12 protein-coding genes are annotated in these 14,686 nt (G+C 71.6%); 7 read left to right on the forward strand and 5 right to left on the reverse strand.

Annotation, left to right across the window (positions count from 1 at the left end):
- Positions 1-229: 229 nt before the first annotated feature.
- From QSK39_RS28825 to QSK39_RS28845, 5 genes are all read right to left on the reverse strand, one after another.
- Complete coding sequence (locus QSK39_RS28825; protein ID WP_285480973.1) at positions 230-1,753, reverse strand: beta-N-acetylhexosaminidase; 1,524 nt, start codon at positions 1,751-1,753, stop codon at positions 230-232.
- Positions 1,753-2,571 carry a carbohydrate ABC transporter permease gene (locus QSK39_RS28830; RefSeq protein ID WP_285480974.1) on the reverse strand — a complete coding sequence of 273 codons (819 nt, stop codon included), beginning with the start codon at positions 2,569-2,571 and terminating at the stop codon, positions 1,753-1,755. Before QSK39_RS28830 ends, QSK39_RS28825 begins: the two co-directional genes overlap by 1 nt.
- Positions 2,568-3,509, reverse strand: a complete 942-nt coding sequence (locus tag QSK39_RS28835) for a carbohydrate ABC transporter permease (RefSeq protein ID WP_285480975.1) — start codon at positions 3,507-3,509, stop codon at positions 2,568-2,570. Before QSK39_RS28835 ends, QSK39_RS28830 begins: the two co-directional genes overlap by 4 nt.
- Before the next feature lie 70 nt (positions 3,510-3,579).
- Complete coding sequence (locus QSK39_RS28840; RefSeq protein WP_285480976.1) at positions 3,580-4,866, reverse strand: extracellular solute-binding protein; 1,287 nt, start codon at positions 4,864-4,866, stop codon at positions 3,580-3,582.
- Between the two features lie 106 nt (positions 4,867-4,972).
- Positions 4,973-6,151 carry a carbohydrate-binding protein gene (locus QSK39_RS28845; protein ID WP_285480977.1) on the reverse strand — a complete coding sequence of 393 codons (1,179 nt, stop codon included), beginning with the start codon at positions 6,149-6,151 and terminating at the stop codon, positions 4,973-4,975.
- 235 nt (positions 6,152-6,386) lie between these two features.
- Here QSK39_RS28845 and QSK39_RS28850 point away from each other — a divergent pair, with 235 nt between their 5' ends.
- From QSK39_RS28850 to QSK39_RS28880, 7 genes are all read left to right on the forward strand, one after another.
- Entirely contained in the window at positions 6,387-6,749 is a 363-nt protein-coding gene (locus tag QSK39_RS28850; protein WP_285481922.1) for a YciI family protein, read from the forward strand.
- On the forward strand, positions 6,742-7,965 hold the full coding sequence (locus tag QSK39_RS28855; protein ID WP_285480978.1) for an RNA polymerase sigma factor: 1,224 nt from the start codon (positions 6,742-6,744) through the stop codon (positions 7,963-7,965). The genes QSK39_RS28850 and QSK39_RS28855 overlap by 8 nt, the downstream gene beginning before the upstream one ends.
- Complete coding sequence (locus tag QSK39_RS28860) at positions 7,965-8,810, forward strand: carboxymuconolactone decarboxylase family protein (protein WP_285480979.1); 846 nt, start codon at positions 7,965-7,967, stop codon at positions 8,808-8,810. Before QSK39_RS28855 ends, QSK39_RS28860 begins: the two co-directional genes overlap by 1 nt.
- Before the next feature lie 219 nt (positions 8,811-9,029).
- Positions 9,030-11,027 (forward strand): hypothetical protein, encoded by a 1,998-nt coding sequence (locus QSK39_RS28865; RefSeq protein WP_285480980.1) that lies wholly within the window; start codon positions 9,030-9,032, stop codon positions 11,025-11,027.
- The gene (locus tag QSK39_RS28870; protein WP_285480981.1) at positions 11,024-12,505 is read left to right on the forward strand and encodes a type 1 periplasmic-binding domain-containing protein; all 1,482 of its coding nucleotides are present in this window, start codon (positions 11,024-11,026) and stop codon (positions 12,503-12,505) included. Before QSK39_RS28865 ends, QSK39_RS28870 begins: the two co-directional genes overlap by 4 nt.
- Positions 12,506-12,755: 250 nt before the next feature.
- Positions 12,756-13,781, forward strand: a complete 1,026-nt coding sequence (locus tag QSK39_RS28875) for an amidohydrolase family protein (RefSeq protein ID WP_285480982.1) — start codon at positions 12,756-12,758, stop codon at positions 13,779-13,781.
- A complete protein-coding gene (locus QSK39_RS28880; protein WP_285480983.1) occupies positions 13,778-14,686 on the forward strand; it encodes an amidohydrolase family protein in 909 nt (302 codons plus the stop codon). The genes QSK39_RS28875 and QSK39_RS28880 overlap by 4 nt, the downstream gene beginning before the upstream one ends.

Consider the following 14,686-nt stretch of genomic DNA (forward strand, 5'->3'; position numbering starts at 1 on the left):
GGGCCCCCGGTCTGGGGTGAAGCCCCGGATGGCGCACCTTCTTTTCGGGGGCTCCGGGTGGCGGGGCCCCCGGTCTGGGGTGAAGCCCCGGATGGCGCACCTTCTTTTCGGGGGCTCCGGGTGGCGGGGCCCCCGGTCTGGGGTGAAGCCCCGGATGGCGCACCTTCTTTTCGGGGGCTCCGGGTGGCGGAGCCCCCGGCCTGGGGCGAAGCCCCGGATGGCACAGCGGTCAAGGCACCGTCTTCCCGGATACTCCGAGCGCGCCGGCGAACCGGACGCGCTCCTTCGGCAGGGCGTCGAGAGTGCGCAGCCGCTCGAGGTGACCGGTCAGGCGCTCCTGGAATTCAGCATAACGGCGGTCCGGGGGCGACCACGCGCGCTCGGCCAGCGCGCACAGGCGCGGGAACGCCAGGTGCCGCACGTGGTCGGGGGTCGGTGCGTGCTCGGTCCACAGCTGGGCCTGCGTGCCCAGCACTCCGGGCCGGGTGCCGTCGCTGACCGGGAGCCCGCCGGCTAGGGGGTCGAAGCGGTAGACGTCCCGGAGTGTCGTGACGTCGGTCCGCGGCGGCTCGCCGGGCTCTTCGCTCTGCCGGTAGTCGAAGTACGTCGACGTGTGCGGCGCCATGATCACCTGGTGGCCGCGGGCCACGGCGAGTGCGCCGTGGGCGGCGTCGCGCCAGGCCGTCACGACCAGCTCCGGCGGCAGCCGGCCCGCGGCGTGGCCGGTCTCGTCCCAGCACACCGCCTGCCGGCCGAGGTCGGCCAGGATGCCGTGCAGCCGGCTCAGGAACCAGGGGTGGAGTTCGGCGGTGTCGCCCAGGCCGAGCTGGGCCGCCTTCGCCAGTGCGACCGGGTTCGCCGCCCACTGCGTGGTCGGGCACTCGTCGCCGCCGATGTGCAGGTGCCGCGCCGGGAAGACGTCGGCGACCTGCGTGAGCACTTCCCGGCAGAAGGCGAACGCGCCGTCGTGGACGCCGAGGATGTCCGGGCTGATGCCCCACGCCGTCCACACCGGCAGCGGCACCTCCGGCCGGTTGCCCAGCTCGGGGTAGGCGGCCAGCGCCGAGCGCACGTGCCCGGGCAGGTCGATCTCCGGCACGATCCGCACGCCGCGGTCGGCCGCGAAGCCGACCAGCTCGCGCAGCTCGCGCTGCGTGTAGAAGCCGCCGTGGGGGACACCGTCGTAGACGCCGCTGCCGGCCGCCCCGACCATCGACTCGGTGCGCCACGCGCCGATCTCGGTGAGCCGTGGCCGCCCGTCGATCTCGATCCGCCAGCCCTGGTCGTCGGTGAGGTGCAGGTGCAGGACGTTGTACTTGTGCAGGGCCAGCAGGTCGACGAACTCGCGGAGGAACTCCAGCGGCAGGAAGTGCCGGGCGACGTCGAGCAGCACGCCGCGCCAGGGCAGCCGGGGCGCGTCGCGGACGTGCAGGCACGGCAGCCGCGGCGGGCCGTGCAGCGGGACCAGCTGCCGGAGGGTCTGCACGCCGTTGCGCAGGCCGGCCTCGGTCGACGCCGTGAGGAGCGCGTCCGCCGGCGTGACGTCGAGCTCGTAGCCCTCCAGGCCGTGCTTCGCCGAGGGCACGAGGTCGAGGCGGATGGCGGGGCCGTGGTGGATGGTCGGCCGGGGCAGGTACCCGGCGAGCAGCCGGGCCGCGTTCTCGGCGCCGCGGCTCGCGAGCACGCGCAGGCCGCCGGCGGGCGCGAAGGAACCGGCGCGGCGGGTCAGCCGCGCGGGGTGGGGGATGATCATCAGCCCTTCACCGCGCCCGCGGTCATGCCCTCGACAAGGTGGCGCTGCACGAGCGCGAAGAAGACGACGACCGGCAGCGCGAACAGCGTCGACGCGGCGATCAGGCCGCCGTAGTCGGTGCCGGTGCTCGTGCTGAACGACACCAGCCACACCGGCAGCGTGTAGCCGGAGCTGTCCTTCATGATCACGTACGCGAACAGGAAGTCGTTCCACGCCGTGATGAAGGCGAACACGCTCGTCGCGATCAGGCCGGGCAGCACCAGTGGCAGCAGGACCGAGCGCATCACCCGCGCGCGCGTCGCGCCGTCGACCATCGCCGCCTCCTCCAGTTCGACCGGGATCCCGTGCAGGAACCCGCGCAACGTCCAGATCGTGAACGGCAGCACCAGTGCCACGTACGTCAGGATCAGCCCGAACAGCGTGTCGAGCAGGTGCGCGCTCTTCAGGCCGAGGAACAGCGGGATGACCAGGGCGGGCACCGGCACCATCTGCAGCACCAGCACGCCGATGAGGAAGCTGCGGCGGCCGAAGAACCGGAAGCGCGTCAACGCCGTCGCGGCCAGGAAGGCGACCACGATGGACAGGGCGACGACCGCGACGACGACCACGACGCTGTTGGCGAGGTCCTGCACGAACCCGGGTTTGGCCAGGGCATCGGCGAAGTTGTCCAGGGTGAGGTCCACCGGCAGGAACTGCGGCGTGGGCTGGAGGATCTTGCCCGCGGGCTTGAACGCCGTGAGCACCATCCAGTACACCGGGAAGATCCAGACGAGGCAGAAGACGGTGGCGATGGTGTTGCGGCCGATCCGGCGGATCACAGGTCCTCCCCGGAGCGGACGAGCCGGCGCACGTACACGGCCGTCATGCCGACGAGCAGTGCCACCGAGACGACGGCGATCGCCGCGCCCTGCCCGAAGTTGTTGCCGCTGAAGGCCCTTGTGAACGTCCAGATGCCGAGCGTCGTCGTGCCGTCGTTCGGGCCGCCCTGGGTGAGGATCCAGATCTGGTTGAACACGGTGAAGTCCCAGATCACCGACAGGATGGTGACCAGGCCGAGGATCGGCTGCAGGAACGGGAGGGTGATGGTGCGGTGGACCCGCCACGGCCCGGCGCCGTCGAGCGCCGCGGCTTCGTAGTAGGAGCGCGGGATCTGCGACAGGCCCGCGTAGAGCGTCAGCGCGACGAACGGCACGGACTGCCACACGACCAGCAGCCAGACGAGCGTGAACGCCGACGCCGGTGACGTCGTCCAGTCGTGCTGGGTGAGGTCGCCGAAGCCGGCCTGGGTGAGCAGCCAGTTGACCACGCCGTAGCCGGGCTGGAAGAGCCACTGCCAGACCAAAGTGGACGCCACGTTCGGCAGCGCCCAGGCCGCGATCAGGCACATCGTGACGGTGGTGCGCATGCCGCGGCCCAGCCGTTGCAGCAGCAGCGCGACGCCGAAGCCGATCACCAGGGTGCCGAGGACCAGCGCCAGGCAGAACCCGATGCTGCGTGCGAGGACCGGCAGGAGCTGGTCGTCGCCGAGGACGGCGGCGTAGTTGTCCCAGCCCGCGAAGGTCGTGGTGCCGGTGAACAGCGACCGCAGGCCGTACCGCTGCGTCGAGATGACGACCAGCCGCACGAGCGGGTAGCCCAGGACGAGCCCGAGCAGCACCACTGCGGGCAGGAGCAGGCCGTACGGCAGCAGCGAGCGGCGCCGGCGCGGCGGGACCGGTCTCGGCGGGGCTTCGGGCGGCGCTTTCTCCAGCAACACGAGGACTCCTTCGCGGAAAGGGGCGGGGCGGCCCGGTTGGGGACGGCAGTCGGCCGGGCCACCCCGCCGGTCAGCGGGCGTTGAGCGCCTCGGTCAGGTGGGCGTCGAAGTCCTTGGCGGCGTCGGCGATCGGCCGGCGCCCGGTGGCGATGTCGGCGAAGAAGGTGTTGATGGACTTGTCGCTCTCGATGGTCGCCCAGCCCGGCGCGGCCGGGGTCGCGACGCTGGTCTTGGCCGCGGTGGCGAAAGCGGCGTTGACCGGCGGCAGGGTGGGCGTGATCTCGTCGATCAGCTCGGTCGAAATGGGCGTCCAGCCGTCGATGCCGACGATCGCCTGGCGCTGCACCTCGGGGCTCGTCGCGGCCTTGAGGTAGGCGAGGGCGAGGTCCTGGTTGCGGCTCTTGGCCGCGACGGCGAGATCGGACCCGCCGAGGAACACCGGCTGCGTCTTCCCGGCCGTGCTGCTGGGGAACGGGAAGGTGCCGAGGTGATCCTTCAGCTCCGGCTTGTTCTTGACGACGGTGTTGACGCTCGTGTCGAGGATCGCCCCGGCGCCACCGGCGGAGAAGATCGCGGCCTGGTCGGGCGCCTTGGTGTCGACGTTGCGGGACGCGGGGGAGGAGTAGGCGTTCTGGAAGTCCTTCCAGGCCTGCAGGCCCTTCTGCGCCTCGGGGCTTTCCAGCGCCCCGGCCCACTTCCCGTCCTTCTGCGTGGCGAGCTGGCCGCCGGCGTCCCAGACGAACTGGAGTGCGCCGTACCAGTACTTGCCGGGGAAGTGGAAGGCGGAGTAGTCCGCGGCGGGGTGCTTCGCCTTGATCTTGTCGAGGTCCTGGGTGAGCTCCTGGACCGTCTTCGGGGGTGCGGTGATCCCGGCGTCGGCCCAGACCTGCTTGTCGTAGATCACCGCGCGGTTGCCCGCGAACAGCGGCGCGCCGTAGAGGTTTCCGTCCACAGTGGCCGGTCCGGCGAGACCGGGGAGCCAGTGCTGCCCGCCGGAAAGCTCGTCGCGGTGCGGGGTGAGGTCGGTGAGCGCGCCGTTGGCGGCGAAGAGGGGGACGTCGGTGTTGCCGATCTCGATGACGTCGGGGGTGTTGTCCTGGGCCAGGGCCGTGCTGATCTTGGTGTTGATGTTGTCCCACTCCTGGATCTGCACGGTGACCTTCGCGCCGGTGGCCTTCTCGAAGGCGGCGGTGATCGCCGCGGTGGCCTTGTCGGACAGGTCGCCGTTCATCAGCCAGACGGTCAGCTGCCCGCCTTGACCGCTCTGGGCGGCGGGGGCGGGGGTGTCGGTGCCGCAGGCGGCACTGGCGGTCACGGCGGCGACGGCCAGTGCGGCGGCGAAGGTGCGTCTGCGCACGGGAAACTCCTGGAGTGGCGGCGGGGGAGTGGAGAGCGGTCGTGAGGGTGACCGCGGCCCGGGCTGGTCCCTGGAACCCGGGCCGCGGCCAGGTCGGTGCCTGGTGTCAGCAGTGGCCCTGGTCGGCCCACTGCGCGGTGAGCCCCGGCTCGGAGCCCTGGGTCCACCAGTTCGCCTGCCAGAGGTGGGCGTTGTGCTTCACGCGCTGGCCGGCGAGGTACACCGTGCCCCAGTCCCACTCCGCCGCGGTCGAGCAGTTGGCGGGCTGGGTCGGCGTGGTGGGCGTCGTCGGGGTCGTGGGGGTGGTCGGCTTGGTGGTCGTGGTCGGCGGCGGGCTGGTCGGCGTCGTGCACCCGTTCACCGTGTCCACATGGGACGTTCCGCTCGTCCGGTACGAGCCCGCGCGGGCGACGGCGTCCGACGGCGACACCACCTGGTTGCCCGCGTAGTACGTCCAGTCGACCTGCTCGGTGTAGACGCTGTTGCCGCTCGTGTGCCCGGCTGTGTCGATGAACCACATGTTGTAGTTGATCGACATCGGCGTCCGCGGGGTCACCGGGTCGCCCTGGGCGTCGGTCGTGTGGTCCGCGGTGAGCTGGCCGTCGATGTAGTACTTCACGTGCCCGCCCGACACCTGCGTGACGATGTCGTGCCAGCCGGCGAAGCTGCGGTTCTGCGCGGTGGACGTCCGAAGCCCGTCCCACGTCGGGTTGTTCCAGTAGGTGTACCAGCTGGTCTGGTAGTTGGCGGTCGAGCCGCCCCAGCCGCCGTTGGGCAGGTACTCCGAGAAGTCCAGCTCGCTGTAGAGCGGGTCGCGGTCGTACCGCAGCGGCGAGATCGTGAAGTACGTTTCGTTGACGTGGTCGCCGTCCGTGCCGCTGTCCGGCGCGTCGGTGAAGCGGACCCGGCTCGCGTACGTGCCTTCGAAGAACCGGAGCTGGTTCTGGTACATCTCGGAGTGCGTCGTGCCGGCCGAGCTGCCGTCGGTGCTGGCGGCGAGCTGGGCGACGCGCTCGCCGTTCACCGTCGGGAAGCTGACGTTGCTGGTGAGCCAGCGCGCGCCGGCCACGCCGGGGCTGCCGACGTCGTTGCGGGTGGTCCAGCCGGCGCCGCCGAACGCGGAGTCGGTGGGGGAGGCGTAGTGGAAGTCGTCGAACAGCACGCCGCAGTCGGCCGCCGCGGCCGATGGGCTGGCGGCGGCCCCACCGGAAAGGATCAGGGCCGTCGCCGCCACGGTCGCGACGCTCGTCAGTGCTGCTGTGGTGGTCCGGATTCTGCGGGACATGGGTCTCCGTCCTGAGGATGGCCGTCCGCCGGGAGAGCTCCCTGATTGGTCTAGACGAATCAGGTGGCGAGGACTTTCCTCCTGACCATTGGTCATGTCAAGACCGCCGCAGAACTTACCTTTGGTAATTTCCGACGCCCGATGTCGGCAAGTCGGCGTCGGTCTGTCGAGTTACCGTCGTCCCGTTCGTCATCCTCTTCGACCGACGCCGGACGAAGGAGCGCACGTGCTCTACATGCTGTTGATCTACAACTGCGAGCGGCCCGAGCCGGGCGACCCCGGGTTCGAGGAGGCGCTGGCCGCCGTCAACGCCTTCGCCGACGAGTGCCGTCGACGCGGCGTGTTCGTCTCCGGGCACCCGCTGCAGGGCGAGCACACCGCCACCACGGTGACCGTGCAGGAGGGCCGGACGCTCATCACCGACGGGCCCTTCGCCGAGACCCACGAGCACCTCGGCGGGGTGTACGTCTTCGACTGCCACGACCTCGACGAGGCCCTGGAGCTGGCCGCGCTGTGCCCGATGGCCGCCCAGGGCTCGATCGAGGTCCGGCCGGTCGCCGGGGTGCCCGGGCTGGACCACCGGGTCGCGCGTGGGTGATCGGGCGGCCGGCGTCGTCGAGCGCGTCTACCGCGAGGACCGTGCCCGGCTGCTCGCCGCGCTCGTCCGGGCGCTCGGCGACTTCGAGCTCGCCGAGGACGCCCTGCAGGACGCGGTCGCGCAAGCACTGCGGACGTGGGACCCGGGCGTCCCGGACGACCCCGCGGCCTGGTTGCTGACCGCGGCGCGCAACAGCGCCGTCGACCGGATCCGCCGCGCCCGCGTCGGGCAGGCCAAGCTCGCCCGGCTCGCGGCGGGCGAGAGCGGGGTGACGACGATGGGCCTGCCGGACGACCGGCTCGCCGAGGTCGGCGACGACCGGCTGAGCCTGCTCTTCACGTGCTGCCACCCGGCACTGGCCGAAGACGCCCGGGTGGCGCTGACGCTGCAGGCGGTCGCCGGCCTGACCGCTGCCCAGATCGCCCGGCTGTTCCTGGTCGCCGAGCCCGCGCTGGCGCAGCGGTTGGTGCGCGCGAAGCGGAAGATCCGCGACGCGGGCATCTCGCTGAGCGTCCCGCCGGATCACCTGCTGCCCGACCGGCTTTCCGGTGTCCTCGCGGTGCTCTACCTCGTCTTCACCCGCGGCTACACCTCGCCGTCGGGTCGGGACGAGCTGTGCCGCGAGGCGATCCGGCTGGCGAAGCTGCTGGCCGCGCTGATGCCGGACGAGCCGGAAGCGCTCGGCCTGGTCGCGCTGCTCCTGCTGCAGGACTCACGTTCAGCCGCCCGCTACACGACCGGTGGCGACGTCATCCTGCTCGAGGACCAGGACCGCACGCGCTGGAACCGGGCGGAGATCGCGGAGGGGCTCGGAGTGCTCGGCCGGGCCTTGCGCCGCGGGGCGGTGGGGTCCTACCAGCTGCAGGCGGCGATCGCGGCGCAGCACGCGCAGGCCCGCGTCGCCGCCGACACCGACTGGGCGCGGATCGCCGCGCTCTACGCGCAGCTGCGGGCACTCGCGCCGTCGCCCGTCGTCGCGCTCAACCACGCCGTGGCCGTCGCGATGGCCGACGGTCCCGAGGCCGGGCTCGCGCTGGTGGAGGCGATCGGCGGCCTCGACCGCTACCACCTCTGGCACGCCGCCCGCGCCGACCTGCTGCGCCGCCTCGGTCGCGCCGGCGAAGCCGTCGCCGCGTACGAGCGGGCCCGCGACCTCGCCGAGGCCCCGGCCGACCACCGCTTCCTCACCGCCCGCCTGCACGAACTGGAGTCCTGATGCGACTGTCCGTTTTGGACCACGGCCACCGGCGCCGGGCCCGGCTGTTCCTGGCCGTCACCGGCAAGCTCTCCGGCGTCACCAGCCCGGACATCGTCAAGCTGCTGCTGTACCGGCCGGGTTTCCTGACCCGGCCGCTGCTGGACCTGACCGCGCCGGCGATGCGCGGCGAGTCCTCTTGGACGGCCGGCGAGCGCGAGTACCTCGCGATGAGCACGGCCCGGGTGCACGAGTGCCCGTTCTGCGTCGTCACGCACGCCGAGCTGACCCGGATCGCGGGCAACGGCGAGATCGACCCCGACCGCCCGCTGGACGCACGCCCGGAACTGCTGGCCGTGCAACGGTTCCTCGAGGACGTCTCCCGCGACCTCGAGCCGGTGCCGCCGGGTGACCTGCCCGCGCAGGCGGTGCTGGAGGCGCTGAACGTCAACCTGGTGTGGAACATCGTCAACCGGCTCGCGAACGCGTTCGGGTTCGAGCTGCTCGACGGCCAACTGGAGGTGGGCACGAAGGCACTGCACCGCGCGGGTTACCGGTTCCCGGGCTTCCTGCTCGCCGACGGCCCCGACGACCTCCGCGAGAGCGTCTTCGAGCAGCCGGCGCGGACGAGCCCGCAGCTGCGGCGGGCGGCCGGGACGGGCGAAGGGCTGGAGGAGCCGTGGCGGGACTACGCGGCGGCGGTCCGCGGCGCGTCGCACCGCATCACCGATGACGACGTGCGGCGGCTGCTCGCGGCGGGGTGCACCGAGGACGAGATCTTCGAGGTCACGGTGGCCGCGGCGGTCGGTGCCGCGCTGCGCAGCTTCGACGCCGGCCGCGACGTGCTGAAGGCGCGCGGCGATTAGGCCGAACCGGTCGATGCGGTAGCCGGAAAGCGTGCCCGCGGATTCACCCGGCCGCCCGCGGTGAATGGCGGCAACCTGCGGAAATGCCGGAAAGGGAATGCGCCGGGGACCGGTCCCCGGCGCATTCGTGGCCGCCCGGAGAATGCTGCACCCCGGCTGATCGCGTGCGATAGTGGCGGCTCCGGCCGGAATCGGGTCGTTTCGGGGGATGGGGGGACGATGCCAGCCGACGTACCCCCTTTGTCGGGCCTCGACGCCGTCACCGGCGGGCTCGTCGAACGGTTGCTGGCCCGGGCGGACGGCGAAAGCCGGGCACTCCCGGTCGTTGTCGCGCTCGGGGCGCGGGGCACCGGGAAGACCGCGTTGCTCGACGCCGTCGGGAATCGCTGCCAGGACATTCCGCACGCGCACCTCGACTTCGAACGGCACGACCGCGCGGACAGCCGGCCGCGGGAACTGCTGGGGCACCTCGCCTTCGATCTCAGCCGGCGGTGGAAGCAGTTCGGCAGGCTGGCGTTTCCGCGTCTTTGGCTGTGCATGCTGGTGCTCGGGGCACCGCTGGAACTGCAGGACCGTCGCGCGGCATTGCGCAAGCTCCACGCGTTGCTGGCGAAGAACCAGCCGCTCGAACAGAGCCGCGAGGCCATCGTCGACGTCGTCCGCCTCGCGGGCGGCATCGCACCCGCCGGCGGCCTCCGCGGCTGGCCCGAGGCGACCGACCTCCTGCTGCGCGGCCTGAGCTGGTACGACCGCCGCCGGCTCATCGGCAAGATGCGGGCCCTGCCGGCCGGGACCGGCAACCACGAGGACTTCCTCATCGAGATCGCCTGGCACGCCCAGGGCGACGACGAGGACCGGGACGCGGTCGACGCCACCTTCTGCGACGCGTTCCTCGCCGACCTGCGCCGGAACTACACGGGGCTCAACCGCTCGCGGCGGACGTTGAACAGCCTGGTCCTGCTCGACAACGCGCACACGCCGGGCGGACGGTTCTTCCTGCGCTCGCTCACCGAAGCGCGCCAGCGGGCCGGTGAGGCCGACCCGCTGGTCGTGCTCGCCACCAGCCGCACGTGGAACCCGGACTGGACCGAGAGCTGGTCCCCGCCGGCCGCGCACCGCGGCGCCCCGGTGCGCCGCCCGCCGACCACGCACCGGACGAAGGGCCTGCACCGGCCCGCGCCGCGGCAACCGTCCGATGTGGACTCCGACTGGCGCCCCGACGCGGAACCGGAACCGCGGTGGCACCCGTGGTACCTGCTCGAACTGGGCGCGTTGTCCAAGGACGACGTCGTGCACCTCGCCGCGGGCAGCGAGATCCACCCCGCGTCCCGGCTGCCGCGGTTCCTGCACCGGGTCACCGACGGCCACCCCGGCGCGGTCACCGACGTCATCGCCGCCGTGGCCCACCGCTTCGACCCGCGGCGGCCCGGGACGCTGCGCGCCGCGCTGCGCACCCCGGTCGCCGGGCCGGACGGTGCCGGACCGCCGCTGGTCACCGCGATGCGCGACTACCTGCTGCAGGACTTCTCCACGGCGAGCCGGCAGGACCTGGTCACCGCGAGCGCCGCGCTGGACGTGGAACTGCTGTTCCACAAGGAGATCCTCGACCTGCGCAACCCGGCGGGGGAGGGGGTGCTGTTCAAGGAGCTGGGCGATCACCTGTGGCTGCGCGCGGAGCCGGGCGAGGCGCCGCAGTACGTGCTGCACCCGTGGCTGCGCCGGATCCTGTTGCAGGAACTGGCTTCCCGCGCCGACGACCACCCGCTCAGCTGGACCCGGGTGCACACCCGGTGCCGCGACTTCTACGAGGAGAACGGCCGGACGGTGGCCGCCCGCTACCACGACCTGGCGCTGGAGAACGTCGGCGCGGCGGTCGCGCACCTGCGCGAGCCGTTCGGCGGCGCGCGGCACGCGGAGTTCGACGTGACGACCGCGGAGGCGTGGCTCGCCGAGCTCGACCTCGTCACCGCGGCTCCCAACCGGCTGGACAAGCACGCCGAGCCCTACGACCAGGTCCAGCAGCACGCCGGACAGGGCGACGACGACCTCGGGACGACGCTGGCCTGGCTGGTCGTCGCGCTGTGGATCGCCCGCGATCCGCTCGGCGACCCGGGCGGGACGCTGGACTCCACGATCGAAGGGGCCTTCCACCAGCTGGCGCAGGGCCGGGGGCGGGGCTCGATCCTGCTGCACGAACGGGCGGAGAGGTACCGATGAGCGTGCGCACCGACCGGATCCGGCCACCGCGGCCGACGTGGTCGAAGTGGCTGGTGGTGGCGGGCGGCGTGCTGCTGCTCGCCGTGGTCCTCGTCGCCGTGCTGGTCGTGGTGCCGGCGATCAGCGCGGCCGGGCGCACCTGCGGCGCCGGGGTCGAGAAGCGCGGTGACACCGGGGAATGCACCGGCGTCACCGACGGCGCCTACGTGTTCTCGCCGGGACTCGCCGACGTCGAGCAGCGCATCCGCCAGGAGAACGAGTCCGTCACGACGTCGGGGTCGCCGTACGTGACGATCGCGGCTTTCCTGCCGATGACCCTCGAAGAGCACGACATCCTGTCCGACGAGTGGGTCCGCCACCAGCTGGAAGGCGCCTACATCGCGCAGCACCGGGCGAACACGACGCAGTCGTGGGGCAGCCTGCCGAAGATCCGCCTGCTGCTGGCCAACCCCGGCAGCAGGCTGGCGCACTGGGAGCCGGTGGTCGACGACCTGATCGGGCGGGTGACGTCGGAGCGGCTGGTCGCGGTCACCGGGATCGGGCTGAGCCTCGACACGTCCCGCGACGCGATCCGCCGGCTCTCGGAGCACCGGATCCCGGTCGTCGCCTCGCACCTGGCCGCCGACGAGTTCTCCGAGATCCCGGGCTTCATGCGGGTGTCGCCGACGAGCTCGACGTACGGCCTGGCGGCGGCGAGCTACGTGCGCCCGACCGCGCACTCGGCCACGATCGTGCAGGACGTCAACCCCGGCGACCTGTACCCGAAGACCCTGGCGACGGCGTTCACCCGCAAGTTCGCCGACGCGACCCACCGGATCGTCGGCCGGACCGAGGAGTACGACTCGAGCCTGCCGGGGATCGAGAACACGTTCCTGCAGATGATGCCGAACATCTGCGGCAACCAGCCCGAGGTCGTGTACTTCGCCGGCCGCGAGAACCACCTCACGTCGTTCATCGCCGAGCTCGCCCAGCGCCCCTGCCTCGACCGGCACATCACGGTGCTGACGGGTGACCTGGCGCTGGTCGGGCCCCCGGAGGCGGAGATGCGCCGGGGCCTGCAGGCCAACGTCACGGTGCTCGCGCCGGGGCTGGCCCACCCGCAGGCGTGGACGAGCTCCCCGCAGGCGTTCAACCCGGCGGCGGTCGCGAGCTTCCAGGAGCCGGGGTGCACGGACTGCTTCAAGGCGGTGTTCCCCAAGGAGCGCCTGGACGACGGCATCGCGATCCTCGCGCACGACGCGGTGCTGACGGTGGTGTGGGCGATCCGCGGAATCCCGCGGGTGTCCCCGGCCCAGGTGACGGCGCAGGACGTGCTCCAGGCGAAGAACCGGCTGCACGGGACATTGGCGGTCCCGGGCGCGAGCGGCATGATCTCGTTCGACGACCGGGGCGATCCGGTGAACAAGGCGGTGCCGATCCTGCGGGTGCGGGAGGACGACACGCCGGAGTTCGTGCAGCTCTCGGCACCGGACTCCTGAGCTGAGGGCGTGTTCGGTGCCGCGGTGAGATCTGCTCGACCCCGCCGCCGAGCCCGCTGACCAGGGGCGATGCCCCTACCGCTGACCCGAGTTCCGAGCCTTGTCACCCGCCTGCTTGCAGCCGCGCGGGGTCGTCACGTGCCGTTCTCGCTGCTCACCTCTCCGTCACAACCTCGTCGCAGATATTGTCAACAATTTCATCGACGATTAGTGTGCGAGTATCAAGCATGCGGAGCGACGAGGAACTCTCTTGATCATCGACTGCCACGGCCACTACACGACCGCCCCATCCGCCCTCGCGGCGTGGCGGGACCAGCAGATCGCGTCGCTGGACGATCCCGGTGTCGCACCTTCCCGCGCTGACCTGCGGATCAGTGATGACGAACTGCGCGAAACCATCGAGCCGAACCAGCTGCGGCTCATGGACGACCGCGGCATCGACCTCACGATCTTCTCGCCGCGCGCCTCGTTCATGGCCCACCACGTCGGCGGCTTCGAGACCTCGGCGGAGTGGGCGGCGATCTGCAACGAGCTCTGCCACCGCGTCAGCACGCTCTACCCGGAGCGGTTCGCCCCCGCCGCGATGCTGCCGCAGTCGCCGGGTGTCGATCCCGCGACCTGCCTTCCCGAGCTGACCCGCTGCGTCGAGGAGTACGGCGCCGTCGCGCTCAACCTCAACCCCGACCCCAGTGGCGGCCACTGGACGGCGCCGCCGCTCACCGACCGGTCCTGGTACCCGATCTACGAAAAGATGGTCGAGTACGACATCCCGGCGATGGTGCACGTCAGCACGAGCGTCAACCCGGCGTTCCACACCACCGGCGCGCACTACCTCAACGCCGACACGACCGCGTTCATGCAGCTCGTGCAGGGCGACCTCTTCACCGACTTCCCGACGCTGCGGCTGGTCATCCCGCACGGCGGCGGCGCGGTCCCCTACCACTGGGGCCGGTTCCGCGGCCTCGCCATGGCGCTCGGCAAGCCGGAACTGGAAGAACACGTGCTCACCAACGTCTTCTTCGACACCTGCGTCTACCACCAGCCGGGTTCGGACCTGCTCTTCGACGTCATCCCGGCACGCAACATCCTGTTCGCCTCCGAGATGATCGGCGCCGTCCGCAGCGTCGACCCGCGGACCGGCCACCACTTCGACGACACGCGCCGGTACGCCGAGGCCGCGAAACTGTCCGAAGAGGACTGGGCCGCGATCCGGGAGCACAACGCCCGCGCCGTCTACCCGCGCCTGGACGCCCTCCTGAAGGGACAGGGCCGATGACCAAGACACCCGGCTGGCTGGACTGGTACGCGCATCCGTCCACACCGGACTTCGAGCTGCCCCACGGCACCGTCGACGCCCACTGTCACGTCTTCGGCCCGGAGAAAGAGTTCCCGTTCGCGCCGGAACGCAAGTACACGCCCTGCGACGCGAGCAAGGACCAGCTCTTCGCCCTGCGCGACCACCTCGGTATCGCGCGCACCGTCATCGTGCAGGCCACCTGCCACGGTGCCGACAACTCCGCCATGCTCGACGCCGTCCGGGCAGCAGGCGGCCGGGCGCGCGGCATCGCGACCGTCCGGCCCGGCAGCACCGAAGTAGAGCTGCGTGAACTCGACGCCCAAGGCGTGCGCGGCGTGCGGTTCAACTTCGTGAAGCGGCTCGTCGACGCCTCGCCCCGAGAGGACCTGAGCACGATCGCGAAGAAGATCGCCCCGCTCGGCTGGCACGTCGTCCTCTACTTCGAGGCCGCCGACCTGCCCGAACTCGAGGACTTCTTCGGTGAGCTGCCCACGCCGCTCGTGATCGACCACATGGGACGCCCCGACGTCACGAAACCGGCCGACGGCCCGGAATTCGCGAGGTTCCTCGAGTTCGTGGACCGCAACGACGTGTGGGTCAAGGTGAGCTGCCCCGAGCGCCTCACCGTGACCGGCCCGCCGGCCCTCGACGGCGAACGGCACGCCTACACCGACGTCGTCCCGTTCGCCCGCCGCGTCGTGACGGAGTTCCCGGACCGGGTGCTGTGGGGCACCGACTGGCCGCACCCGAACCTGAAGAACCACATGCCCGACGACGGACTGCTCGTGGACTACGTCCCGCGGATCGCCGAAACCACCGAGCAGCGGCGAAAACTGCTCGTCGACAACCCGATGCGCCTGTACTGGCCCGGCGAAACCGCCTGA

The organism is Amycolatopsis sp. NBRC 101858 (assembly GCF_030269325.1).
GTDB classification, from domain to species: domain Bacteria; phylum Actinomycetota; class Actinomycetes; order Mycobacteriales; family Pseudonocardiaceae; genus Amycolatopsis; species Amycolatopsis ponsaeliensis.

Excerpts from the sequence above, each read along its gene's own strand:
- QSK39_RS28825 (WP_285480973.1), bottom strand. The coding sequence starts at position 1,753 with ATGATCATCCCCCACCCCGCGCGGCTGACCCGCCGCGCCGGTTCCTTC.
- QSK39_RS28845 (WP_285480977.1), bottom strand. The coding sequence starts at position 6,151 with ATGTCCCGCAGAATCCGGACCACCACAGCAGCACTGACGAGCGTCGCG.
- QSK39_RS28850 (WP_285481922.1), top strand. The coding sequence starts at position 6,387 with ATGCTGTTGATCTACAACTGCGAGCGGCCCGAGCCGGGCGACCCCGGG.
- QSK39_RS28860 (WP_285480979.1), top strand. The coding sequence starts at position 7,965 with ATGCGACTGTCCGTTTTGGACCACGGCCACCGGCGCCGGGCCCGGCTG.
- QSK39_RS28865 (WP_285480980.1), top strand. The coding sequence starts at position 9,030 with ATGCCAGCCGACGTACCCCCTTTGTCGGGCCTCGACGCCGTCACCGGC.
- QSK39_RS28870 (WP_285480981.1), top strand. The coding sequence starts at position 11,024 with ATGAGCGTGCGCACCGACCGGATCCGGCCACCGCGGCCGACGTGGTCG.
- QSK39_RS28880 (WP_285480983.1), top strand. The coding sequence starts at position 13,778 with ATGACCAAGACACCCGGCTGGCTGGACTGGTACGCGCATCCGTCCACA.